Below are 24,399 nucleotides of genomic sequence, written 5' to 3' on the forward strand. Positions count from 1 at the left end.
CAACGCGACGAACCGGTTGCTATGGCCCGAGCAGTGCGGCAGGTATGACGGCGATCCCGTCCTCGCGCCGGTACGCGGCGGGTCCCGTCGTAACGACTGCCGCGTCGAGGAGGTCGTCGCCGATCTGGTCGCGGAGCCATTTGAGGTGCTTCATGTCTCCGTTGTCCGGCCTCGCGGCCAGCTTGACCTCGATTGCGACCACGCGTCCGTCGGGCCGTTCGACGATGAGGTCGATCTCACGATCTCCCTTCCTCGTGCGGAAGTGGCTGACGCGCGCACCGTTGGCATCGGCGTACACCTGGACGGATAGCGTCACGAGACTTTCGAACAGAGCGCCTACGAGAGGCGTCGAGCGTGGAAGGGGAACGTCGGTCGGGTTCGGCCGGTGGAGGAGCGTAGTCGCGTCGACGTTCAGGAGGCGTGCTGCCAGTGCCGGATCACACAGGTGATGCTTCGGCGCTGTTGCCAGTGCTTTGAGCACACTTCCGAACCCGGTCCAGGCCGGAACCTCCTCGACGAGCCACATGCGTTCCAGCGTCTCTCGGTAGGAAAGCGTCGTGGAGCGCGCGGGCTTGTCCGCCTCGCCCGCCGTCGCGGCATCGGTGATCGACGCGTAGTCCGCCGTCGTCGCCGATGCAGCGGCGAACGCGCGGAGCCACGCTCGCAACGTCCGCGGGCGCCGGACATTGTGACCTGCCTCGGGGAAGTCTCGCTCGACGACAGCGTCCAGGTAGCCGTCGAGCAGATCATCTCGGGAGCGTCGCGCCACGGTCCGTACACCCGGTAGGCCTGATGCGACGATCTCATCGACGTAATCGGACAGGCTTACCGATGACTCGCCGCGGATTCGGCCTCTCTCGCCCGTGAGAAGAGCCGCCAGTGAGACAGCGGGAGCGGTCAGCCCGCGTTCGACAAGCGAAAGCGGGCGCATCCTGACCTGCACAATGCGCCCGGCTCCGGAATGCATCGGCCGCTTCGCCGGGGCCGCGGAGCCCGTCATGATGAACGTACCCGGAGCCACGCCGCGGTCGACCGCGCGTCGTACCCTGTCCCATACCGGCGGATGCAGCTGCCACTCGTCGATCAGCAGCGGATACGGGCCCTCGTCCAGACGCTCGGGATCGCCCTTGACGAGGTCGAGCTCGAACTCGTCGCCGAGATCGATCACCGCCTTGGCCCGTCGTCGCGATGTCTCGGTCTTGCCCACGGCCTTCGGTCCCACGACCGCGACCGCAGGGACGTCTTCGAGCAACCGATCCAGCCGGTCGTCCAGCACCCTCGGGAGATACATGCCGCCACGCTACATCTGCTCCCCTTCCTACGCTACATCTGCTCCTATTTCTACGCTCCACTTGGTCCAGACTCTATGCTTCACCTGATCCAGTGTGGAACCTTGCGGCTATCGTCCTTTGCTTGATGATCTGGAGAGTCTGGCGCGACTACCGCACCGCCGCCCAGGCCGATCGCAGGTCCCCGTGCACGCAGGCGTCAACCGGTTGGCCGCGCCGCGGGCGGCGGCCGTGCCGGCGCCGTGGATTGCGCGGCGCGGATACGCTCGGGCCATGTCGAACACTCCCGGCGAAGCCCAGCTCGTGCAGCTAGCGACCACCTTCGACGCCGAGGAGGAGGCCGGGGACCTCGCCGTGTCGGCGGTGGAGGCGCGGCTCGCCGCGTGTGCGCAGACCGAAGGGCCGATCACGAGCGTCTTCCACTGGGACGGCGCCGTCCAGAAGGAGAGGGAATGGCGGGTCACGTTCCGGACGACCGCCGCCCTCACCGAACGGCTGACCGAGTACATCGTGCGCGAGCACTCCTACGAGGTCCCGGAAGTCGTGGTGACGCCGGTGATCGGTGGGCACCAGGAGTACCTGGGGTGGGTGGCGGACGAGACCGGGCAGGACTGAGGCTGGACCCACGTCTCGACCACGGCCGAGTTCGGGCACGGCTGAGGTGGTGGACGGAGACCGGCCCACCACCTCGGCTCTAGTACTCAGCCCGCGCGCCGAAGGCGCAGGCTGTTGCTGACCACCAGAACCGAGCTCGCCGCCATCGCGGCGCCCGCGATCATCGGGTTCAGCAGCCCCGACGCCGCCAGCGGGATCGCCGCGACGTTGTACGCGAAGGCCCAGAACAGGTTCTGCTTGATGATCCGCAGAGTCTGGCGCGAGAGCCGCACCGCCGACCCGGCCGCGCGGAGGTCCCCGCGCACCAGCGTGATGTCGCTCGCCTCCATCGCGACGTCGGTCCCGGTGCCCATGGCGAGCCCCAGGTCGGCCGTCGCCAGCGCGGCGGCGTCGTTCACGCCGTCGCCGACCATCGCCACCGTGCGGCCCTCCGACTGCAGCCGGGAGACGACCGCCGCCTTCTCGTCGGGCAGCACCCGCGCGATCACGTCGTCGCCAGCGATGCCGACGTCGCGCGCCGCGTGCCGGGCCGCGCCGTCGTTGTCGCCGGTCAGCAGTATCGGCCGCAGGCCGAGTTCCCTGAGCTCGTCGATCGCCGCCGCCGACGTCGGCTTGGCCGGGTCCCGCAGCACCAGCACCCCGCGCGCGGTGCCGTCCAGCGCGGCCACGACCGCCGTCGCACCCGACGCCTCCGCCCGTCCGACGGCGGCCGCCACCTCGGCGGGGACCGTGACGCCCTGACCCTCGAGCCAGCCGGCGCGCCCGACGGCGACGCGGCGGGTGTTCAGGCCCGTGCCGCCGACGCCGGGTCCGTTGCCCAGGCCCGCGTGCGACCTCCGCACGAGGCCCTCGACCCCGCCCCCGGGATGCGCGACGAAGCCGCTGACCTCGAGGCCGCCGTCGTTCGCGGAGCCGTCCGACCCGGGGCCGGCCGATCCATCGTCCGCAGAGCCGTCCTGCTCCGGCCCGCCGGACTCCGGCCTGCTCGGTTCCGACGTGCCGGCCCGGAGGCCGGCTCGGGCGACGGCCTGGGCGATCGGGTGCTCGCTGAGTGCCTCGACGGCCGCCGCGTAGCGGAGCATCTCGACCGCCTGCCCGTTGCCCGAGCCGTCGCGCTCGGGCGTGTCCGCGGACCCTGGTTCCGACGTTCCCGAGGCGCTCGGCACCAGGACCTCCTCCAGCGTCATGCGGCCCTCCGTCACCGTGCCGGTCTTGTCGAGCACGATCGTGTCCACGCGCCGCGTCTGCTCCAGCACCTCCGGCCCGCGGATCAGGACGCCGAGCTGGGCGCCGCGACCCGTGCCGACCAGGATCGCGGTCGGCGTGGCCAGACCCAGGGCGCAGGGGCAGGCGATGATCAGCACCGCCACGGCGGCGGTGAACGCGGCGTCGGGGTCCCCGGTCGCGAGCAGCCAGCCCACCAGGGTCAGCGTCGCGATGACCAGCACGATCGGCACGAACACCGCCGAGATCCGGTCCGCGAGCCGCGCCACCGGGGCCTTGCCCGTCTGCGCCTGGCTCACCAGCCGGCTGATCCGCGCCAGCGTCGTCTCCTCCCCGACCCGCGTGGCACGGACCAGCAGGTGACCCGAGGTGTTGACGGTCCCGCCGACGACGGCGTCCTCCACGGTCACGTCCACCGGCACCGGCTCGCCGGTCACCAGGGACGTGTCGACCGCCGACACGCCGTCGACCACGACGCCGTCGGTGGCGACCGTCGCGCCCGGCCGGACGGTGAAGACGTCCCCGACACGCAGGTCCGACACCGGCACGGAGGTGGTGCGCCAGCGGCCGTCGTCGGACCGGAGCGGTTCGCCGTCCGGGCCGAGTGCCACCCGCTCCGCGTCCTTCGCGCCGAGCGCGAGCAGCGCCCGCAGGGCGTCACCGGCGCGGCGCTTGCTGCGCCACTCGGTGTAGCGGCCGGCGAGCAGGAAGGTCGTCACCACGGCGGCCACCTCGAAGTACACGTGCGGCTCACCGCCCGGCATGGGCGCGAGCGCGTCCGCGACCAGTTCCCACAGCGACCAGACGGTCGCCGCGATCACGCCGAGCGAGACGAGCGTGTCCATCGTGGACGAGCCGTGCCGTGCCGCGCGTGCGGCCGCGGAGTGGAACGGCCACGCCGCCCAGGTCGCGACGGGCAACGACAGCGCCGCGACCAGCCACAGCTTCCCCGGGAACTGGATCGCGGGCACCATCGACAGCACGAGCACCGGAACGGCGAGGATCGCCGCTACGCGCAGCCGCCGCAGCAGGTCGGTACCCCGGTACTCCGCGTGATCGTGCCCGCCGCCTCCGCCGCCGTGCTCGCCGTGCTCGCCGTGCTCGCCCTGCTCGCTGCCGTGTGCGCCGTGTTCGCCGGCGTCCCCGTCGGGCTCGCTCGCGTGAGGTCGGGGGGTTTCCGTGTAGTCGGGTGAGTGCTTGCCCGACTTCGCGGAAATCCCCCGACCAGCCACCGCGGCACCGGCATGCCCCGGCGCGCCCGCGGTCTCCGCAGCACCCGCAGCACCCGGAGCGCTCGCGGTCCCCGCTGAGTCCGCGGCGTTCGCGGAAGGGGTCGTCCGACGGCGGGAGCGCGTCACGCGTGCCCGGTAGCCCGCCGACTCGACGGCCTTGAGCAGCGTGGCGTCGTCGACGTCGTCGGACAGCACCACGTGCGCGGATTCCAGCGGCAGGTTCACCGTCGCCTCGACGCCCTCGACCTTGTTGAGCTTGCGCTCGACCCGCGCCACGCACGACGCGCAGGTCATGCCCTCCACGGCGAGCTCGACCTCGCCCCCCGTCCGTGCGGGTTCCCGCCGGACTTCCGACCTGACGTCGCTCACGATCCCGTCCTCCTCACTCCGTGCCTCAACTCGCTGCCTCGACCCGCTGTGCTTCAGCCCGGTCTCATATCGCGCCGCCCGGTGAGAGCGACGTGCCGAGCACGAGGTTGCTTTCACTTCACCGCACGATTCCGCAAGCAACCTCGTGCCCCACGGCCCGGCCCGGCTCGGCTCGGCCCGGCCCGCTACTTCGAGACGATCGGGAGCGTGTGGCTCGCCTGGCGTGCCGGCGCCTGCGCGCTCGACTCGGCGGCCACCGCGTTCTCCAGGACCTCGACGCTCTCGACGGTGTATCCGGCCTCGTCGACGGCGTCGCGCAGTGGTGCCTCCGTCAGCGGCAGCTTCGAGACGACGGCGACCCGGGAGGTGCCTCCGGCGTGCAGCTCGATGGACACGTCCTGCACGTCGTCGAGGGCCTTGAGCTCGCTCGTCACGGAGGACGCGCAGTGCCCGCAGGTCATGCCGGTCACGTTCAGGGTGGTCACGGTGGTCATCTTGTTCTCCTTCGAGTGGGGCTACTTGTCGGGTGGTCGGCCGGATGGCCGACGGCCGGTCGTGCAGGGCCGACGGCCGGTCGGCGGCGGTGTCACATACGGACCAGGCGGCCGATGGCATCCGCCGCCTCGCGGACCTTGGCGGCGGCCGCGTCGTCGTCCCCGGCCTTCGCGGCGTCGACGACGCAGTGGCCGAGGTGGTCCTCGACGAGCGCCAGGCTGACCGCCTGGAGAGCCTTGGTCACGGCCGAGACCTGGGTGAGGACGTCGATGCAGTAGGCGTCCTTGTCGATCATCTTGGCGATGCCGCGCACCTGGCCCTCGATGCGGCGCATGCGCTTGAGGTAGGCCTCCTTGTCGGAGGCGTACCCGTGAGGTCCGTCGTGCGGGCCGAGGCCGTGCTCCCCGTCCGGCCCGACGACGGCGGCCGGGGTGGCCTGGCTGCCGTGCGTCTCGTTCTCGCTCATGTCTTCACCATACCCCTCGGGGGTAGCCAACGCGCAACTCGGCGGCACCATTCCCGACGAGCACCCGAGAAGCAGCCCGGAATTTCAGGGCTCCTGCCAGCTCCTACCTGATCTGCGTGAACCCCCTGGTGTTCACCCCGAGAAACCGGTATCTTGCGTGGAAAGCGATATCCAGGCAGATGTCGCGGAGCCCCACCTTCAACGACGAACGTGAGGAAGACGATGAGACGACCAGGAGCACGACTCATAGCGGGGGTCGCCACGGCGACCCTCGTGGCCACCATCGGGGTGGCGGCGCAGTTCATGCCGGAGGCCCAGGCCGTCGGGAACGCGACCGGTTACGCGACCCAGAACGGCGGGACCACCGGCGGCGCCGGCGGCGCGACGGTGCGGGCCACCACGGGGACCGAGATCCACGAGGCCCTGTGCTCGCGCGCGAGCAGTGACACGCCGATCACCATCGAGGTCGAGGGGACCATCAACCACGGCAACACCAGCAAGGTGTCCGGCGACAGCTGCAACACGGCCGAGGACAAGATCGAGCTCAAGCAGATCAGCAACGTCACGCTGATCGGCGTCGGCAGCGGCGCGGTCTTCGACCAGCTGGGCATCCACGTGCGCGAGTCCAGCAACATCATCATCCAGAACCTGACGGTGCAGAACGTCAAGAAGTCGGGCTCGCCCACCTCGAACGGCGGCGACGCCATCGGCATGGAGTCCGACGTCCGCAACGTCTGGGTCGACCACGTGGACCTGCGCGCCTCGGGCGGTGAGTCGGAAGGCTACGACGCCCTCTTCGACCTGAAGAACAACACGCAGTACGTCACGCTGTCCTACAGCACGCTGCGCAATTCCGGCCGCGGCGGGCTCGTGGGATCGAGTGACAGTGACACCAGCAACACGTACGTCACGTACCACCACAACATCTACGAGAACATCGAGTCGCGGACCCCGCTGCTGCGTGCCGGCACCGCCCACACGTACAACAACCACTTCGTGGGCCTGGTCAAGTCCGGCATCAACTCGCGCCTCGGCGCGCAGGTGAAGGTCGACAACAACTACTTCGAGGACTCGGCCAACCCGCTGGGCACCTTCTACACCGACGAGCTCGGCTACTGGGAGGTCAACGGCAACATCTGGGACAACATCACCTGGAACAGCGAGGACCACCCGGCCGGGCCGAACCCGACGTCGAACACGTCGGTCAGCATCCCCTACGGCTACGACCTGGACGGCGCGGAGTGCGTGCCGAACCTCCTGCAGCAGACGGCGGGCTCGCACACCAACCTGGCCGTCTCGGACGGCAGCTGCTCGCCGACCGAGCCGGACCCGGAGCCGACGGACGACCCGACCGACGACCCGACCGATCCGGGCGACCCGGGTGAGCCCGACGGCGAGAACCTGAGCATCGGCGCGGGCGCGGACGGCTCGAGCAAGGCGAGCGGTACCAGCTACGGCAACGTGATCGACGGCGACATGAGCACCTACTGGTCGCCGAGCGGCTCGACCGGCCGGATCTCGGTCAAGTGGGGCTCGGACGTCACGGTGTCCTCCATCGTCATCCGCGAGGTCGCGGGATCCGAGGGCAACATCGGCTCGTACGACGTCGTGAACCACGACAACGGCGACATCCTGACCAGCGGTAGCGGTGCGGGCGTCGTCACCTTCTCCCCGACGACGCTCAGCAAGATCAACTTCGTCGTGAACAGTTCCTCCGGCACGCCGGCGGTCGCCGAGTTCGAGACGTACGCGGGTACGCCTGCCGGCGACGGCGGTTCCGACGACGATCCGCCGGCGAGCAGCACCGTGCGCTACGAGGCCGAGGCCGCGTCGTCCACGTGTGACGGCACGATCGACTCGAACAACGCCGGGTTCTCCGGGACCGGGTTCTGCAACACCCCGAACACCAACGGAACCGGCGCCGGATTCACCATCGAGGGTGCCGAGGCCGGTTCGGCGACCCTGACGTTCGGCTACGCCAACGGCACGACGTCGGCCCGTACCGCCGACCTCGTGGTCAACGGCACGACCGTGGGATCGCTCCAGTTCGGCCCGACCGGCTCGTGGACGAGCTGGTCCACCGAGTCCGCGACGGCGAACCTCGACGCCGGAACCAACACGGTCGAGCTGGTCGCCACCAACTCGGCGGGGCTCGCGAACATCGACTACCTCGACAGCTCCACGGGCGGCGACCCGGGCGATCCCCCGGTCGGGGACGCGCTGTACGCCGCTCCGAACGGCTCCGGCGGCGCCTCCGGCACCGAGAGCGATCCGACGACGCTGACCGCCGCGATCGCGGGCATCGAGCCCGGCGGCACGATCTACCTGCGCGGCGGGACCTACTCGCTCTCGGACACCGTCCGCATCGAGCCGGGCCACGACGGCATCTCGGGCAACCGCACCGAGCTGTTCGCCTACCCGGGCGAGACGCCGGTGCTGAACTTCTCGGCCCAGAGCGAGGACTCGGCGAACCGCGGGCTCGCGATCGGCGGCGACTGGTGGCACGTGCGCGGCATCATCGTCGAGCACGCAGGCGACAACGGCATCCTGCTGGGCGGCAACGACAACATCATCGAGCGGGTGGTGACCCGGTTCAACCACGACACGGGCCTCCAGCTCTCCCGGTACACCGCCGGGGCGCCCAGCAGCGAGTGGCCCTCGAACAACCTCATCGTGTCCTCGGAGTCGCACGACAACGCCGACTCCGACGGCGAGGACGCCGACGGGTTCGCCCCCAAGCTGACCGTCGGTCCGGGGAACGTCTTCCGGTACACCGTGGCCCACAACAACATCGACGACGGCTGGGACCTCTACACGAAGTCCGACACCGGCCCGATCGGTGAGGTCCTCGTCGAGGACTCGCTCTCGTACGAGAACGGGACCCTGTCCGACGGCTCCCAGGCCGGCAACGGTGACCGCAACGGCTACAAGCTCGGCGGCGAGGACATCGGCGTCGACAACACCGTGCGGCGCAGCATCGCCTTCGACAACGGCAAGCACGGGTTCACCTACAACCGGAACCTCGGGTCGATGACGATCGACAGCAACCTGAGCATCGGCAGCGAGGAGCGCAACTTCAACTTCGACGGCGGCTCGTCGACGTTCCGCGACAACACGTCCTGCGACAGCGGTTCGACCGACCGGATCATCGGCAACGATGCCGGCGGGAACCAGTGGTGGTCCGGCTCGAACGGTTCTCGGTGCTCGCAGTACGGCGGCTCCCTGGACTGGAGCTTCGACTCCGCGGGCCGCCTCGTGGTGACGATCGGCGGCACCGTCGTCGACCTCTCCTGACCCTTACCCCGACCCGCCGTCGTCGGCCGTGACTCCTCCGGCCGACGACGGCGCCACATCTGCGCAACGGCGCCTCGTCCGAGCCGCTGGCCCACCCCTCGCCGCAGCCGCCGCGCGAGGTGACCACGTGGCCGGCCGCGGGGTCTATGCCTCCGCCGCGGCCGCCGCCCGCGCCGCCCCCGGCAGCGCCTCCAGGATGCGGTTCATCGCGGCGTCGTCGTGCGCCGCCGAGACGAACCACGCCTCGAAGACCGACGGCGGCAGCGCCACGCCCGCTTCCAGCATGGCGTGGAAGAACGCCGTGTAGCGGAACGACTCCTGCGCCCGGGCCTGCCGGTAGTCGCGGACTCCGGACACCGCGGCCAGCGGGCCGAAGAACACGCTGAACAGCGACCCCGCACGCTGCACCACATGCTCGACCCCCGCGGCGGACAGCGCCTCGCCCGCCGCGTCGGCCAGTGTCGCTGCCGTGCGGTTGACGCGCGCGTACACGGCGTCGTCGGCGAGACGGAGCGTCGCCAGGCCGGCGGCCACCGCGACGGGGTTCCCCGACAGCGTCCCCGCCTGGTACACGGGACCCGACGGCGCCAGGTGGCCCATGATCGACGCCGAGCCGCCGAGCGCGGCCACCGGCATGCCGCCCCCGATCACCTTGCCGAACGTGAACAGGTCCGGGGTGTAGCCGGCCGCGCCGGACTCCCGGATGGCGGTGTCCTCCAGGCCCCACCAGCCCGCCGGTCCCACGCGGAACCCGGTGAGCACCTCGTCCATGACGAACAGTGCGCCGTGCCGGCTCGTGATGCGGCGCAGCCCCTCGTTGAAGCCCTCGTGCGGCGGGACCACACCCATGTTCGCCGGGCTCGCCTCCGTGATGACCGCCGCGATCCGCGACCCGTGCTGGGAGAACGCCGCCTCCACGGCAGCCAGGTCGTTGTACGGGAGCACGAGCGTCTCCGCCGCCGCAGCCTCCGTCACACCCGCGGACCCCGGCATCGCGAGCGTCGCGACCCCCGACCCGGCCTCCGCGAGCAGCGCGTCCACGTGCCCGTGGTAGCACCCCGCGAACTTCACGATCAGCGGCCGGCCCGTCACCCCGCGCGCGAGCCGCACCGCCGTCATGGTGGCCTCGGTCCCCGTGGAGACGAGGCGGACGTGCTCGGCGGCCGGGACCCGCCGTCGTACCTCCTCGGCGAGCTCGACCTCGCCGAGCGTCGGCGCCCCGAACGACAGCCCGCGAGCCGCGGCCTCCTGCACGGCCGCCACGACCTCCGGGTGCGCGTGCCCCAGCAGCGCCGGGCCCCACGAACAGACCAGGTCCACGTACTCGCGCCCGGACACGTCCGTGACGTACGGGCCGCGGGCCGAGACGAGGAACCGCGGGTCGCCGCCCACACTCCCGTACGCCCGCACCGGCGAGCTCACACCACCGGGGATGGCGGCCTGCGCCCGCAGGAAGGCGGCATGGTTCGGATCCTTGCGCGCCGCCTGGGCCTCGATCTCACTCACGTCAGATATCTCTTCTCGGTGTCGGGGGATCGGTGTGTGGTCGGTCGTTCTGCGTGTGGTCGGTCAATCACTTGACCGACCATGCGCCATTCCCCCGACCACGCGTGGTCCATACCAGCCCGCGCGATCTCCTGGCCGGGGCGGCGGTGAGGGGGAGTCAGCCGAGCCAGCCGGCGATGTCCAGGGCGTAATAGGTGAGCACCAGGTCGGCGCCCGCGCGCCGGATGCTCGTCACCGACTCCAGCGCCGCCGCCCGCCGGTCGATCCAGCCGTTCGCGGCGGCCGCCTCGATCATCGCGTACTCGCCCGACACCTGGTACGCCGCCACGGGCACGTCGCTGCGGTCCGCGACCGCGCGCAGCACGTCGAGGTACGAGCCCGCCGGCTTCACCAGCACGAAGTCCGCGCCCTCGGCGAGGTCGAGGTCCGCCTCGCGCAGTCCTTCCCGGGCGTTGCCCGGATCCATCTGGTAAGCACGCCGGTCACCCTGCAGCTGGGAGTCCACGGCGTCCCGGAACGGCCCGAAGAACGCGCTCGCGTACTTCGCGCTGTAGGCGAGGATCGCCGTGTCCTCGAACCCGGCCTCGTCCAGCGCCTCGCGGATCATCGCGACCTGGCCGTCCATCATCCCGCTCGGCGAGACGACGTCGACCCCCGCACGAGCCTGCGCCACCGCCATCCGCGCGTAGCGGTCGAGCGTGGCGTCGTTGTCCACGCGGCCGTCCTTCGTCACGACGCCGCAGTGGCCGTGGTCCGTGAACTCGTCGAGGCACGTATCGGCCATGACGACCGGCTCCGGACCGCCGTCCACCCCCGCGACCGCATGCCGCGCGATCCGGATCGCACGCTGCAGGATGCCGTTCTCGGCGTCACCCTGCGACCCCGTGGCGTCCCGCCGCTCCGGGATGCCGAACAGCATGACGCCACCCAGCCCGGCCTCGGCCGCCTGCGCCACCGCCTTGCCGAGCGACTCCTCGGTGTGCTGCACCTGCCCCGGCATCGACGCGATCGGCCGGGGCTCCAGCAGCCCCTCCTTCACGAAGAGGGGCAGGACCAGATCCGCCGGGTGCAGGCGGGTCTCGCTGACAAGGCGGCGCATGCCCGGCGTCGCCCGCAGACGGCGTGGCCGGTACACGATCCCGGAGGTGCTCACGGGGTGACTCCTTCGTGATGGTCAGGTCGGACGGAACTCATGCTGACAGGTCCAGCGCCTGGACGACGGCGGTCGCGAGCGCGTCGTCGCTCGGTGCCGCGGCGACGGCGACGACCTCGTGCCCCGCGTCCCGCGCGGCGCTCGCGGACGGCTCGCCGATCGCGACGATCCGCTGGGACCCGATCTGCTCGGCGAGCTGCCGCGCGGCAGACCCCGATGCGACGACGACGGCGTCGTACCCCGCGCCCTTCGCGTGTTCGACGACGTCCCGGGGCAGCTCCCGAGCCACGGTGCGATACGCGGTGACGACATGCGGCTCCCACCCCTTGGCCCGCAACCCGTCGGGCAGGGTGGGCGCGGCCAGATCCCCGAGCGGCACCAGCACCCGGCGCTCCGAGAGCACCCCGGGAACGCCGCCCCGTTCGCCGGGTGGGGCGTCGGGGAAGGCGTCGACCAGGGCGGCCGCTGTCATGCGGCCTGACGGCATGAGGTCGACGACGAGGCCGTTGGCCTCGACCGCGCGCCGCGTCGCCGGCCCGACGCAGGCCCAGCGCGATGCTGCGGTGACCGCGGCGACGGCAGCCGACGGGGCACGGTGCACACCCTCCGGCGCGTTCGGCAGGCCTCGAGGGAGCGCCGTCCCGGACGGGACCGTTCCGGCGGTCGATTCGGTACCGGGTATCGGCGTGTCCTGGCCCCCACTGGGTGAGCTCAGCAGGGCATCCACCGCGTTCACGCTGGTCACCGCCACCCAGGTGTAGTCGCCGCGAGCCAGTGCTGCGCGGGCGCGGGCCAGCTCGGCGCGTTCCGCCGGATCCTCGACCGGTGCCCGCTCGATCACCGGCACCGTCACCGCCTCGATCCCCGCCGTACGCAGGCGGTCGATCAGCCCGGCCGCGCGTTCCGGTGCGCGGGCCACGAGAACCGTCGGGGGAGCCGGCAATCTCGTGGTCACGCCCTCTCCGGCGTGCCAGGGGTGCCGGGCCGCTCAGCGGTGCCCGGAGCCGGCGCGATGCCCGGGGCGGCCACAGAGCCAGAGTCTCGCCCGGCGATGTCCGGGCCGGCGGTCACCGTGACCGGCGTCCCCAGCGGGGCGAGCTCGTCCGCACCGGCCTCGAGGAGCGACTCCGCCATGCGGATGCCCAGGTCGCGGGCGATCGCATCCAGCTCGGGATCCGCGCACGCCCGGTCGCCGACGGCGTAGGGCCCGAGGTCCGCGGTCAGGGTCCGCGTGATCCGCCCCGCCCCGCTGACGGCGGCGACCACGGACTGGAGGCGCAGGTCGCCGTCGGACAGCACGGCGTACGCGCCGACCGGCGCGGCGCAGCCCGCCTCGAGGCGCGCGAGCACCGAACGCTCCGCCAGCACGGCCAGGCGGGTGGCGGGGTGGTCGAGGGCGGTCAGCGCGTCGGTGAGGCCGGGGTCCGGAACCGTCCCGGAGGCGTCGGGGACGACGTCGGCCGTGCGGACCTCCACGGCCAGCGCGCCCTGTCCCGGGGCGGGCGCCATCGTCTCGACCGGGATGTACTCGCTGATCACGTCCGTCCTGTCGACCCGCTTCAGGCCGGCCGTCGCGAGCACGACGGCGTCCAGGTCCGCGTCCGGGCCCAGTGCCCGGTCCAGCCGGGTGCCCACGTTGCCGCGGATGTCGACGACCTCGAGGTCCGGGCGGGCGGCGCGGACCTGCGCGGCCCGGCGGGGCGAGCCGGTCCCGACGCGCGCGCCGGTCGGCAGGGTGGCCAGCGTCAGACCGTCGCGGGCGCAGAGGGCGTCGCGGGGGTCCTCGCGCTCGGGCGTGACGTAGGTGAGGTCGGGGTGGGGCGTCGTCGGCAGGTCTTTCAGGGAGTGGACGGCGACGTCGCAGCGGCCGTCGAGCAGGGCCTCGCGCAGGGCGGTCACGAAGACGCCCGTGCCGCCGAGACTCGCGAGCGACCCGGTCTTCACGTCCCCCTCGGTCTTGATCCGGACGAGTTCCACGGGGCGCCCGGTCAGTTCCTCGATCCGGCGGGCGACCGTGCCGCTCTGCGTCATCGCGAGGGCACTGCCGCGGGTGCCGAGGCGGATGAGGGTGCGGCCGGGCGGCGTGCTGACGGGGTCGGGCGTCGAGGTCACCAACCCAGTTTCCACCCTGGAGGGCGGCGAAACGAATTCGGCCTTGCTCCGCCGGTCAATCTCACACCGGAGCGTCACATCCCTGCCCGGGCACCGCAGCGTCAGTGGGCGGGACGGTGTGCCGCCCCGGCGGTGCGGGTGATCGACTCCGCGCTCTCGATCACCGCGGCCTCCTGCGCCTTCGCTCGGGCGCGTGCCTCCGCGCGGACCGCGACGATCCGCGGGTGGAGGTCGGCGTGGATGCGGCGGCGGACGCCGCGGGCGATGCCGTCGACATCCTCCGGCGTCGGTCCCGGGGCTCCTGCGGCGGACCGCTCCGCCACGAGCCGGGCGACGGTGTCGTCCACCTCGGCGCGTACGCGCACCTCCGCCTCGTCCAGCAGCGCGACCACCGCCGCGTCCGCCTGGCGGCCGAGCCGGGTCTCCTCGAACGTGCGCGCGGCGTCGTCCACGATCGCCCGCGCGTGGCCGACAACGTCCCGCGCGACCGCCGGCGCATGGGCCTTCAGGCTGGCGAGGTCGTAGAGCAGCACGCCTTCGACGTCGGCCACCTGCGGGTCGACGTCCCGGTGCAGCGCCAGGTCCAGGACGACCAGCGCGGTCGGCTCCGGCTCGTCGCCCGCCCGGTCGGCCGCGCGCTCGCGGGCGCGGACCACGGCCGCGGCGTCGAGCACGTGTCCCAGGCTGGCCTCCGGCGCGGGGCGGTCGTGCGATTTCGTCGGTCCAGGAGCGCCGGCGTCCCGAGCCGTCGTGCGGGCCGGTTCCGCTGCGGCGAGCCCGGCCTCCAGCGCCGTGGCGATCGGGGCCGCGTCCGGTTCCGCCTCCGGCGTCGCCCGCGGACCCGCGACCGCCGTCGTCCCCGGATGCGGGCCGCGGCCGCGGGCACCACTGCACGAGACCACGACGTCCGCATCCGCCAGGGCTGCGACCAGGTCGTCGACGGCGTCGACGCCGTGCGACTCCGCGAACAGCGCCGCGCGGCCCGACTGCGAGTACACGCCGATGTCCGCGCACCCCCGCGCCCGCAACGCCGCGACCGACGCGCCCGCGTACGACCCGGTCCCGATCAGCACGGCGCGCACGCCGTCCCAGCGCGGCACCTCACCCTCGGCCAGGTCGAGCGCGAGCGACACCACGGACCTGCCCGCGGCACCGAGCTCCGTGTCGGTCCCGACCCGCTTGGACGTGCGGGACGCCGTCTGGAAGAGGAGCTCGAGAGTCTTGGAGGTGGTCTCCTGCTCGCGCGCGACGGCGAGCGACCGCTTCACCTGGCCGGCGATCTCGCGCTCGCCCACGACCATCGAGTCAAGCCCCGCGGCGACGGCGAACAGGTGCTCGGTGACCTCAGGCCCGGTGCGGACGGTGAAGGAGTCGACGGCGGCCTGCGTCGTGACGCCCGACTCGCCCGCGACCAGCTCGGCGACGTGCCGGGTGGCGTGGCCGACGGTGTTGCCGTCGAGCGGCGCGTCCACGTCGAGGTACAGCTCGAACCGGTTGCACGTGGAGATCACCACTGCCCCGACGACCGGCCGGCACGTGCCCACGACGGTACGTCCCACGGACGCGGATCCCATGGACAGGCGTTCCAGCGCATCCAGGTCGAGCTCGCGGTGGGAGGCGGTGAGGGAGAGGAGAACCACAGTCCCCCGACTTTATGGGGTGGCATGCCGCAAGGCACAATCGGTAAGCGTGAACCTCGCCACCTTCGCTCCCTCCGCGGGCGCCGCCCTTCCGGCCGACCATCCGCTCGTCGACGGGCGGACCGCCTCGGCCCTGCTGGTCCGTGCGCTGCGGGGGGACCGGCCGGACCACCCGCCGGTCTGGTTCATGCGGCAGGCGGGCCGGTCGTTGCCGGAGTACCGCGAGGCGAGGCAGGGCGTGGGGATGCTCGACTCCTGTCTGCGGCCCGAGCTCGCGTCGGAGATCACCCTGCAGCCCGTGCGGCGGCACGGCGTGGACGCCGGGATCTTCTTCAGCGACATCGTGGTGCCGCTCCGGCTGGCGGGCGTGGGTGTGGACATCGTCCCCGGCGTCGGGCCGGTGATGGATCAGCCGTACCGGACCGCCGAGGACGTCGAACGCCTGGTGGCCAGTTCGCTGGACGACGACGCCCTGGCGCCGATCCGCCAGGCCGTGGCGCTCACCGTCGCCGAGCTGGGCTCCACGCCGCTGATCGGGTTCGGCGGCGCGCCGTTCACGCTGGCCGCCTATCTCGTCGAGGGACGCCCGTCGCGGGACCATCTCGCGGCGCGGACGATGATGCACGCCGCCCCCGAGACGTGGGACCGGCTGGTGTCGTGGACGGCGGACCTCACCGGGGCGTTCCTCCGGGCGCAGGTGGAGGCGGGCGCCTCGGCGGTGCAGCTCTTCGACTCGTGGGCCGGGTCGCTCTCCCACGCGGACTACACGGGGCGGGTCGCCGGGGCGTCGGCGCGGGCGCTGGCGCACGTGGCGGACCTGGGGGTGCCCGGGATCCACTTCGGGACCGGGACCGGCCACCTGCTGGGCGCGATGCGGGACGTGCTGGTCACGGCCGGGGTGGCGGAGCACGCGGTGGGAGTCGACTACCGCACGCCGCTGGACGAGGCCGCCGAGGCGCTGCCCGGGGTGCCGCTCCAGGGCAACGTGGACCCGGCGCTGCTGGCCGCGCCCTGGCCGGTGCTGGAGGCGCACGTGCGCGACGTCGTCGCGCGGGGCGGGGCGGCCCCGGCCCATGTGCTGAACCTCGGCCACGGTGTCCCGCCGGAGACCGATCCGGCGGTGCTGACGCGCGTCGTGGAGCTGGCGCACTCGCTGTGAGCGGGGCAGCACGAGGTTGCTTTCGCTTTGCCCGGGCGAAACGCAAGCAACCTCCTGGACGCCTGCCGAGGTTGAGCCGGAGGTGAGGAACGTGGCAGTGGACGTGGATGCCGTCGTCGTCGGTGGGGGGATCGGCGGGCTGGTCGCTGCCTGGGAGCTTGCCGGGCGTGGGGTGCGGGCCGTCGTGCTGGAGGCGGACGAGCGTGCCGGGGGACCGATCCGCGGCGCGGTGTTCGGCTCGCTGCCCGGCGTGCCGGTCGACCTCGGTGCCGAGTCGTTCGCGGTGCGGGGAGGCGCCGTCGAGCGGCTCGTGGAGGAGCTCGGGCTGCGCGTGGAGGCGCCCGCCGCGTTCGGGGCCTGGGGGTTCGCCGCCGGGAAGGCGTTCCCCCTGCCGGCGGCCGGGGTGCTCGGCATCCCGTCACGGCCGTGGGCCGCCGACGTCCGCCGGGCCGTCGGTTGGCGGGGCGTGCTCCGGGGCTCGCTGGATCGGATGCTGCCGCGCCGCTTTGCCGACTTCGACGACCTCGGGGCGCTGGCGCGCTCGCGGTTGGGCCGGCGGATCACCGACCGGCTGGTCGGGGCCGTCGCGGCCGGAGTCCACTCGGCGCCCCTGGACCGGCTCGACGTCGATGCCGTCGCCCCGGGACTCCGCCGGGCGTTCGAGGAGTCCGGGTCGCTGTCCCGCGCGGTGGCGCGGCTGCGGGCCGCCGCGCCACCGGGAGCGGCCGTCCGGGGGGTCGACGGCGGTGTGCACTCGCTGGTGGATGCCCTGGTCGACCGCCTGGACGTGCGGGTCGGGCACCAGGTCACGGGGATCGACGTGGGGTCCGATGAGGGAGAAGGGCCGGGGCGCGGGGGAGCCGGCAGGAGCGGAGCCCCAGGCGACGGCGGGGACTCGCCCGGCGGCGCTGGGGTCGCCGGCGAGTGGCTGATCACCGCGGACACCCCCGACGGGCCCGCCACGTTCCGCACGGGCCGGCTCGTGGTCGCAACAGGAGGCGTGGCGCCGCTGCTCGCCCACCGGTGGCAGAGCCTCTCGGCGCCCGTCCCGGAGCGGGGTGCGGACATCTGGCTGGCGAGCCTCCTGGTGGCGGCTCCCGAGCTGGACTCCGCGCCTCGCGGGACCGGGATCCTGGTGGCGCCCGGCGCCGCCCGGCCAGGCGACCGTCGTCGGACATCGGTGCGGGCGAAGGCGCTCACCCACGCCACCGCCAAATGGCCGTGGCTCGCGGCGCGCGTCCGCGACGCGGCCGGGCCCGGGGCGCACGTGGTCCGGCTGAGCTACGGCCGGATCGGGGAGCCGACGGCGGCGCCGACGCCCGAGGAAGCGGCTCGCGACGCGTCCGCCCTGCTCGGCGTGGACCTCACCGGGCGCGTGCGGGACTTCATGACGCAGCACTGGGACGGCGCGCTCCCTCCGCCCACGCCCGCGTACCGCGCCCAGGTCCGCGAGTTCCTCGACGCCGCGGAGCGCGTTCCCGGGCTGGCCGTCACGGGCGGCTGGGTGGCCGGCACGGGGCTGGCGGCGATCGTCGCCCATGCCCGCGCGGCCGCCGCTCGCCTGCCCTCGACCACGTAGGCGGCGTAAAAATGTGACTCTCGTCACGGAACCTCGGGGCGGCTGAGATCGTGACCCGGCTCGAACGGCCGGGTTGGTGGGATTTGGTGTGTGGCGAACCACAAGTGCGATGTCGCACTTTTGCTCTCGTTGCTTAATTTCGGCGACACGCAAGGGGTTCGAATTCGCGCACCGCGCCTGATCCAGGGGGTTAGTTCCTTGAAGCACGCAGCACCGAAGAAGAAGGCCGGGTCCGTCCCGGTCTCGCGCACCATCGCGACCGTCGCCATCGCGACCGCGGCGGCCGGCGCGGCCACGCCGGCCGTAGCAGCCGAGCTTCCCCACCCGGACCTCGGCCTCGGTGACCTGCCCAGCACCGACATCGTCGACCTGCCCGACCACGACGCGCTGATCCAGGATGTCGTTGCCGGTCCGCGGGGTGTCGACCTCCCGGGCACCGAGGTTCCGGGGCTCGTTCCGAGCGCTCCCGCCGATCTGACGGACCTCGCCGACGCCGGAACCGTCGTCGACACGGCCGGGGAGCTCGCCGGCGAGGCCGAGGCGCTCACCGGGGGCGCGATGCCCGCGTCGATTCCTCCGGTCGAGCAGGTGGCGCCGAACTACACCCTGCCCGGGTTCGCGGGGCAGGGCGACGTCGTGCCCGGCGCCCTCGAGGCCGCCGAGGTGGTCAAGGGTTCCGCCGAGAGCGCGGCGCACGGCGCCCCGATGATCGCGACCGACGCCGCGGAGCCGGCGATCGAGGGTGCGACGGGTGAGGTCGACGGCGTGACCGGCGTCGTCGGCGGCGCGACCGAGGCGACCGACGTCGTGGACGGCGCGACCGGCACGATCGACGACGTGGCGGCGGTGGCCGGCGGCGTGCCGGGCGACGACATCGTCGGCGGCGTGACGGCTCCGGTCGAGGACGCCGTCGACGGTGCGGCGGGGACGGCCGACATGGGCGGTGTGCTGGACACGGCCACCGGTCTCGCCGGATGACCCACTGAGTCACGGACGCCCGGTCCCGCGTGCGCGCGGGACCGGGCGGCTCGGTCTCACGACGGCGGTCTTCCCCGCGGCTCGTGGTCCGGCTCGGCTCGCGCCGTGACCGCTGCCCGGTGAAACCGCTGATGAGCGATATGACGCCAGAAAAACTGTGATCTTCGTCACGGAACCTTGGAACGGCCGATTTCGTGCCCCTGTGTGAACTGTCGGATTGATGCCGGTTGCTGAACCCATGCGTCGCGAAGGGGACTTTTTTCACCTCCTCTCCGCCGCTAGCTTCGGCGGCACGCAAGGGAAATTCGAGCTCGCGCACCGCGCCTGATCCAGGGGGTTAGTTCCTTGAAGCACGCAGCACCGAAGAAGAAGGCCGGGTCGTCGCCGGTCTCGCGCACCGTCGCGACCGTCGCCATCGCCACCGCCGCGGCCGGCGCGACCGCCCCGGCGATCGCCGTCGACCTGCCTCAGGCCGACCTCGGCGACCTCCCCACCACCGACCTCGTCGACCTGCCGGACCACGACGCCCTGGTGTCGGAGCTCCCGGCCGCCGAGCTCCCGGCTGCTGAACTCCCGGCCGCCGAGCTGCCCGACGTCGACCTGCCGGTCTCCGAGCTGCCCACCGCCGAGCTTCCGACCGAGCTCCCGGCCGGCGTGCCGGGCGCCGACCTGGTCGCCTCGGACCTGACGGGCGCGTCCGCGGGCCTGGCGGACCTCGGCGATGCCGCGGCGGTTGTCGACGAGGCCGGTTCCGTCGCCGAGAACGCCATGCCCGGAGTGATCGCTCCGACCTCCTACCTCGCCCCGGACTACTCCCTGCCGGAGTTCTCGGGCGAGGGCGCGACCGAGGCGGTCGAGCAGGCGGCCGACACCGCGCTCGGCACCGCCGGCACGGCCGGGCCGGGGGCCGTCGCGGCCGTGCCGTCCCTCCTCGCCGAGGTCACGACGCCGGCGGCGAACATCGTGTCGAACGTCCCGGGCATCATGTCCGGCGTGTCGCGCCTCGCCGCGAGCATGCTGCGCGGCCTGCCGGCGACCATCGCCCCGGGGACGGGCGTCGCCGCGGGCGCCGTGTCCACCGCGGTGAACGGCGTCGTGCCCGGCGTGGCCGGCCCGGTCACCGACTCGGTCGTGCCGAACACGGTCAGCGCCGTGACCGACGGCGTCGTGCCCGGTGCCGTCGGCCCGGTGACCGACGACGTCGTGCCGGGCACGGTGGGCCACGTCAAGGGCGACATCGCGCCGGGCGCACTCGCCGCGGCCGACGCAGTCAAGGCCACCGCCGAGAGCACCGCGAAGGGCGCTCCGGGTGCCGCCACCGACGCCGTGGAGCCGGCCGTCGACGGCACGGTGGGCGAGGTCGACGGCCTCGGCGTCGTCGACGGCGTCACCGGCACCGTCACCGACCTGACCGGTACGGGTGACGTCGTGGACGGCGTGACCGAGAAGGTCGGCGGCGTGACCGGCACCGTCGGCGGCGTGACCGGTACGGGTGACGTCGTGGACGGCGTGACCGAGACGGCCGGGGACGTGACCGGCACGGCCGGTCTGGACGGTGTGCTGGGCACGGCCACCGGTCTCCTCCAGTGACGCGATGAGCACCACGGCCCGGTCCCGCGTCCGCGGGGCCGGGCCGGCGCGTTCGCCGGTAACTTCCCTGCATGGCCCGCATTTCGGCATTCACATGACCGACTTGACCCGTTGTTACACCATCGTTATGGTGCGCCGCATAGATCGCCCGTTCCGGGGTATAAAAGTCAACCTGGAGCGATAGCGTCCTGAGGCAAGCGCCGAAGGGCCCACGAACCGCCTCTACGGGGGAAGCAGCTGATGAAGCAGGCAAGGACGACTCGCACGAGTACAGCCACGAAGCAGGTCAAGCGCGTTGTCGCGACCATCGCGTTGGCAACGGCCGCGGGAACCGCGACGGCACCGGCTTTCGCCGCCGACCACGACAGCGACCGCGGTGGCGACGGCATCGGCCGCGCGTTCGGGTCCGACCGTCCCGGTGCGAAGTTCGGCGGCGCCGAGCGCGGCGTCGAGGTCAAGGACGACGGCACGGTCGAGGTGCGGCCCGGCGGGCTCCTCGGCGGCGCGGGCGACCTGGTGTCGGACGTCGTCGACGGAGCCGGCGACGTCGTCGAGGACGTCACGGAGGACGTCGTCGACGAGCCGGCCGACGTCGTCGAGGACGTGACCGAGACCGTGGACACGGTGACCGACCCGGTCGAGGACGTCGTGGAGGATGTGACCGGCGCGGCCCCCAAGGGTGAGCAGGAGCAGTCCGGGAAGGGCGCGGAGGGCGACGCGCCGGGCAACTCCGAGGGCAAGGGGCGCGGCTCCGGCACGGAGACCGGCTCCGGCACGGACGCCGGGAAGGCGTCCGGCTCCGGCGAGAAGGCCGAGGCCGAACCGGTCAAGGACGCTCACTACTTCGCCTCCGCCGACATCGACTACAGCGCCGACGCCAAGGGCCTCGCGCCCGAGACGCCGGTCGCCGTTCCCGCGGACGGCGTCCCGGTGAGCGGAGAGCTCGTCGCGTTCGAGGCGACGGCGAAGGCGCTCGGTTTCGGCCCGGAGACCTTGTCCGGCGATCGTGAGCCGTCCGGCGACCACGAGTGGTCGGAGGACTTCGTGCCGTCCGGCGATTCCGAGCGATCCGGCGACTACGAGCCGCGGCACATGAAGTCGGAGTCGTCGCACGGCGGCGAGCAGGACTCGTCCGACATGCGACAGGCGACCGAGAGCTCGGGTCCGTCCATGTCCCTCTCGTCCTCGGACCTGCTGGCCGGTATCGGCATCGGCAGCGTCGATCTCCAGGTGTTCGCGTCCGACGAGGGCGTCGACCTCCGGGTCGGGGCGGGTGACGTCAAGGCGGAGGTCACGGCCGACCGGAGGGGCGTCTCGGTCGACGCCGGCGTCCCGAGACTCGCCGACGTCTCGGCCGGCGCGGATGCGCAGGGCGTCGAGGCGTACGCCGACGCGGCCGGGTTGGCGACGGTGGACGCCGAGGTCGCCGTCACGGGCGACGCCGCCGACGGGGCGGACGATGCCGGCGCGAGGGGCGTGGAGCAGGACGTGTCCGGGCTCGCCGAGCGCGGGGGCCAGCCGCCGCTCCAGAACAGTGCGTACAGCTACCTCGGGCAGGACGCGCGTGACGCGCTCGCGTCCTCGGGAGCCCAGTTCCTGTCGTACCAGCCGACGGCGGTCGACCAGGTGGCAGAGGACGCCGACGCGGCCACCAGGGAGGCGACGATCGACGCCCCGTTGCGGGTGGCGACCACCGGAACCGAGGCGGCCGCGCTGACCGGCCTGGCGGGTGCGCTGGTCGTGGGCGGTGCGGGTGCGCTCCTGCTCGCCAACCGCACCGGCCGGAACGGCGAGCCCGTTCCGGTGAAGGTCCGGAACACCACCTCCTGATACCCAGGGGCCCTCGAAATGGTGAAGCGCTACCAGCCCGCAGCCGCTGTGACATTTCCGTACCAGGTGTGACAGTTACTCCGCACGGATAGACTGCCCGCATGGCTCAGAACGACTTCGTGCTCCGCCCCTTCGAGGGGCTTCCCGGCGAACCTGACTGGGTCGCGTTCCGCGAGGTGGTGCCGTCGGCGACGGGGACGGCGCGCACCACCTCCGAGTACGGCTCCCGTGACGTTACGGTCGTCACCAATCTCCCGGCAGGCTGGGTCGCGCTCCACCGGGCCGATGGCGCCGTCCTGCTCGCGGTGCAGGGCATCGTCGGCTCCGGTGACGTCAGCCGTGACCTCGCCGCCGCTCTGCTGACCGCGCTCGACGCCGAGCCGGGGACGCCGGTCGAGCCGGCGGGAGTGCCGGCGTCGGACGCGCCGCGCCTGCAGGACGTGCTCGACGCGTCGGTGCCGTTCGAGGTGACCGTGCACGAGGGCTTCGACTACTGGCTGGCCCCGGACGCCGAGGCCACGCCCGACGTCGAGGCGTCCCTGGAGGAGGCGTCCGCGAGTGCGATCCCCACGGTGAAGCTCGACGGCGTCGAGGCGGCCTACTGGTGCCGGATGACGCGTGAGTTCGTGCGCTGGGCGCGTCCCGAGCCGGAGGACGAGGTCATCGCCGCGCTTTCCCGTCTGCACGCCAAGCGGGAGTCAGGACTCGCCGGTGGGCGCTTCGTCGGCGCGTTCCGCGCGTCGGGGCTGATCGTGCCCGTCTGGGAGCTGCCGCCCGGGACCGAGGCGGACGACGTCGTGGAGCCGATCGCCGAGCTCTCGGAGCGGCTCACGAAAGCCCTTGCCGCGGATGGGCCGCTCGATGCGAACGAGCGACGCGCGAGAGCGGGTATCGTCTCGCGGCAGGTCACCTTGCGGTGAGAGGGGCGACGCTCAATATCACCGGGTGTTCACGGTAATTCCCCAACTCGTGGAGTAGGATCCCCAGGGTAAACCTTTGCACTCTGTTGTGCGGGGCTTGCCCCGATTTCACGCAGACCAACGCTCTAGGCAGGACAGGTGTGAACGCTCTTCCGGTCGCGAAGACACGGCGTCCAGGCAGCACACGACAAGGGAAGAACGTCCAGCGGGTCGCCGTGATCATTCCCGCCAAGGACGAGGCCGAGCGCATCGCGTCGACGGTGCGCTCGGCCCGTGCCATCCCTCACGTCGATCTCGTGCTCGTGGTCGACGACGGGTCCGAGGACGACACGTCGAACGTGGCCCGCGGCGCGGGCGCGGTGGTCGTGCGGCACTCACACAACCGGGGCAAGGCCGCCGCGATGGAGACGGGCGCCGCCGTCGTGGCGATGCGCGACGCCGACGGGCGCCCGCCGCGCCTTCTGCTGTTCATCGACGGCGATCTGGGTGACACGGCCGTCAACACCGCGCCGCTCGTGCGGCCGGTCCTGGAGGGCGTGGCCGACGTCGCGATCGCCCTCCTGCCGAAGCAGCCAGGAGCCGGCGGGCGCGGGATCGTCGTGGGAACCGCCCGCAAGGCGATCCAGGCGATGACCGGGTGGAGCCCCAAGCAGCCGCTGTCCGGCATGCGATGCATCACGCGCGAGGCGTTCGAGGCCGCCACTCCCCTGGCCAAGGGCTGGGGCGTGGAGACGGGCATGACCATCGATCTGCTCCGCGGCGGCTATGTCGCCGTGGAGGTGCCGTGCGACCTCAGGCACCGGGCGTCGGCCAACGACCTCAAGGGCCAGATGCACCGCGCCGCCCAGTACCGCGACGTGCTCGTGGCGATCAACTTCCGCAAGATGCGGGGTGCGATGGACTCGGTCCGTCACACCACGAACCAGGTCCGGCACTGAGCCCAGGCTC

18 protein-coding genes are annotated in these 24,399 nt (G+C 72.6%); 9 read left to right on the forward strand and 9 right to left on the reverse strand.

Annotated elements, in window-relative coordinates:
- Positions 1–19 precede the first annotated feature (19 nt).
- The gene (locus ACYVK5_RS01865; protein WP_460701587.1) at positions 20–1,291 is read right to left on the reverse strand and encodes an ATP-binding protein; all 1,272 of its coding nucleotides are present in this window, start codon (positions 1,289–1,291) and stop codon (positions 20–22) included.
- Positions 1,292–1,562: 271 nt separating this feature from the next.
- Between ACYVK5_RS01865 and cutA the strand changes: the two genes are divergently transcribed.
- On the forward strand, positions 1,563–1,904 hold the full coding sequence (gene cutA, locus ACYVK5_RS01870; protein WP_460701588.1) for a divalent-cation tolerance protein CutA: 342 nt from the start codon (positions 1,563–1,565) through the stop codon (positions 1,902–1,904).
- Between the two features lie 86 nt (positions 1,905–1,990).
- Here cutA and ACYVK5_RS01875 read toward each other — a convergent pair whose 3' ends face one another.
- The 3 genes from ACYVK5_RS01875 to ACYVK5_RS01885 form a co-directional block, all read right to left on the reverse strand.
- Positions 1,991–4,654: a heavy metal translocating P-type ATPase gene (locus ACYVK5_RS01875; protein ID WP_460701724.1), complete on the reverse strand. Its 2,664-nt coding sequence runs from the start codon at positions 4,652–4,654 to the stop codon at positions 1,991–1,993.
- Positions 4,655–4,914: 260 nt separating this feature from the next.
- Positions 4,915–5,223 (reverse strand): heavy-metal-associated domain-containing protein, encoded by a 309-nt coding sequence (locus ACYVK5_RS01880; protein ID WP_460701589.1) that lies wholly within the window; start codon positions 5,221–5,223, stop codon positions 4,915–4,917.
- A 92-nt stretch (positions 5,224–5,315) separates the two neighbouring features.
- Positions 5,316–5,690, reverse strand: a complete 375-nt coding sequence (locus tag ACYVK5_RS01885) for a metal-sensitive transcriptional regulator (protein WP_460701590.1) — start codon at positions 5,688–5,690, stop codon at positions 5,316–5,318.
- Between the two features lie 222 nt (positions 5,691–5,912).
- Between ACYVK5_RS01885 and ACYVK5_RS01890 the strand changes: the two genes are divergently transcribed.
- Entirely contained in the window at positions 5,913–8,984 is a 3,072-nt protein-coding gene (locus tag ACYVK5_RS01890; RefSeq protein WP_460701591.1) for a pectate lyase family protein, read from the forward strand.
- A 144-nt stretch (positions 8,985–9,128) separates the two neighbouring features.
- Here the strand turns inward: ACYVK5_RS01890 and hemL are convergent, their stop codons facing one another.
- The 5 genes from hemL to ACYVK5_RS01915 all read right to left on the reverse strand — a co-directional run bounded on the left by hemL (position 9,129) and on the right by ACYVK5_RS01915 (position 15,395).
- The gene (gene hemL, locus ACYVK5_RS01895; protein WP_460701592.1) at positions 9,129–10,490 is read right to left on the reverse strand and encodes a glutamate-1-semialdehyde 2,1-aminomutase; all 1,362 of its coding nucleotides are present in this window, start codon (positions 10,488–10,490) and stop codon (positions 9,129–9,131) included.
- Positions 10,491–10,647: 157 nt separating this feature from the next.
- Positions 10,648–11,589: a porphobilinogen synthase gene (gene hemB, locus ACYVK5_RS01900; RefSeq protein ID WP_460701725.1), complete on the reverse strand. Its 942-nt coding sequence runs from the start codon at positions 11,587–11,589 to the stop codon at positions 10,648–10,650.
- Positions 11,590–11,680: 91 nt separating this feature from the next.
- Positions 11,681–12,598: a uroporphyrinogen-III synthase gene (locus ACYVK5_RS01905; RefSeq protein ID WP_460701593.1), complete on the reverse strand. Its 918-nt coding sequence runs from the start codon at positions 12,596–12,598 to the stop codon at positions 11,681–11,683.
- On the reverse strand, positions 12,595–13,674 hold the full coding sequence (hemC, locus tag ACYVK5_RS01910; RefSeq protein WP_460701726.1) for a hydroxymethylbilane synthase: 1,080 nt from the start codon (positions 13,672–13,674) through the stop codon (positions 12,595–12,597). Before hemC ends, ACYVK5_RS01905 begins: the two co-directional genes overlap by 4 nt.
- Before the next feature lie 182 nt (positions 13,675–13,856).
- Positions 13,857–15,395 carry a glutamyl-tRNA reductase gene (locus ACYVK5_RS01915; protein ID WP_460701594.1) on the reverse strand — a complete coding sequence of 513 codons (1,539 nt, stop codon included), beginning with the start codon at positions 15,393–15,395 and terminating at the stop codon, positions 13,857–13,859.
- A 49-nt stretch (positions 15,396–15,444) separates the two neighbouring features.
- Between ACYVK5_RS01915 and hemE the strand changes: the two genes are divergently transcribed.
- From hemE to ACYVK5_RS01950, 7 genes are all read left to right on the forward strand, one after another.
- On the forward strand, positions 15,445–16,554 hold the full coding sequence (gene hemE, locus ACYVK5_RS01920) for a uroporphyrinogen decarboxylase (RefSeq protein ID WP_460701595.1): 1,110 nt from the start codon (positions 15,445–15,447) through the stop codon (positions 16,552–16,554).
- A gap of 91 nt (positions 16,555–16,645) precedes the next feature.
- Positions 16,646–18,133, forward strand: coding sequence for a protoporphyrinogen/coproporphyrinogen oxidase (locus ACYVK5_RS01925; protein WP_460701596.1), 1,488 nt, complete (start codon positions 16,646–16,648; stop codon positions 18,131–18,133).
- Between the two features lie 198 nt (positions 18,134–18,331).
- Positions 18,332–19,111, forward strand: coding sequence for a hypothetical protein (locus tag ACYVK5_RS01930; RefSeq protein ID WP_460701597.1), 780 nt, complete (start codon positions 18,332–18,334; stop codon positions 19,109–19,111).
- Between the two features lie 345 nt (positions 19,112–19,456).
- The gene (locus ACYVK5_RS01935) at positions 19,457–20,701 is read left to right on the forward strand and encodes a hypothetical protein (RefSeq protein WP_460701598.1); all 1,245 of its coding nucleotides are present in this window, start codon (positions 19,457–19,459) and stop codon (positions 20,699–20,701) included.
- A 240-nt stretch (positions 20,702–20,941) separates the two neighbouring features.
- Positions 20,942–22,531 (forward strand): hypothetical protein, encoded by a 1,590-nt coding sequence (locus ACYVK5_RS01940; RefSeq protein WP_460701599.1) that lies wholly within the window; start codon positions 20,942–20,944, stop codon positions 22,529–22,531.
- A 101-nt stretch (positions 22,532–22,632) separates the two neighbouring features.
- On the forward strand, positions 22,633–23,451 hold the full coding sequence (locus ACYVK5_RS01945; protein WP_460701600.1) for a DUF5926 family protein: 819 nt from the start codon (positions 22,633–22,635) through the stop codon (positions 23,449–23,451).
- Positions 23,452–23,591: 140 nt separating this feature from the next.
- Positions 23,592–24,389, forward strand: coding sequence for a glycosyltransferase family 2 protein (locus tag ACYVK5_RS01950; RefSeq protein WP_460701601.1), 798 nt, complete (start codon positions 23,592–23,594; stop codon positions 24,387–24,389).
- The last annotated feature ends 10 nt before the right edge of the window (positions 24,390–24,399 follow it).

The organism is Myceligenerans halotolerans (assembly GCF_054782975.1).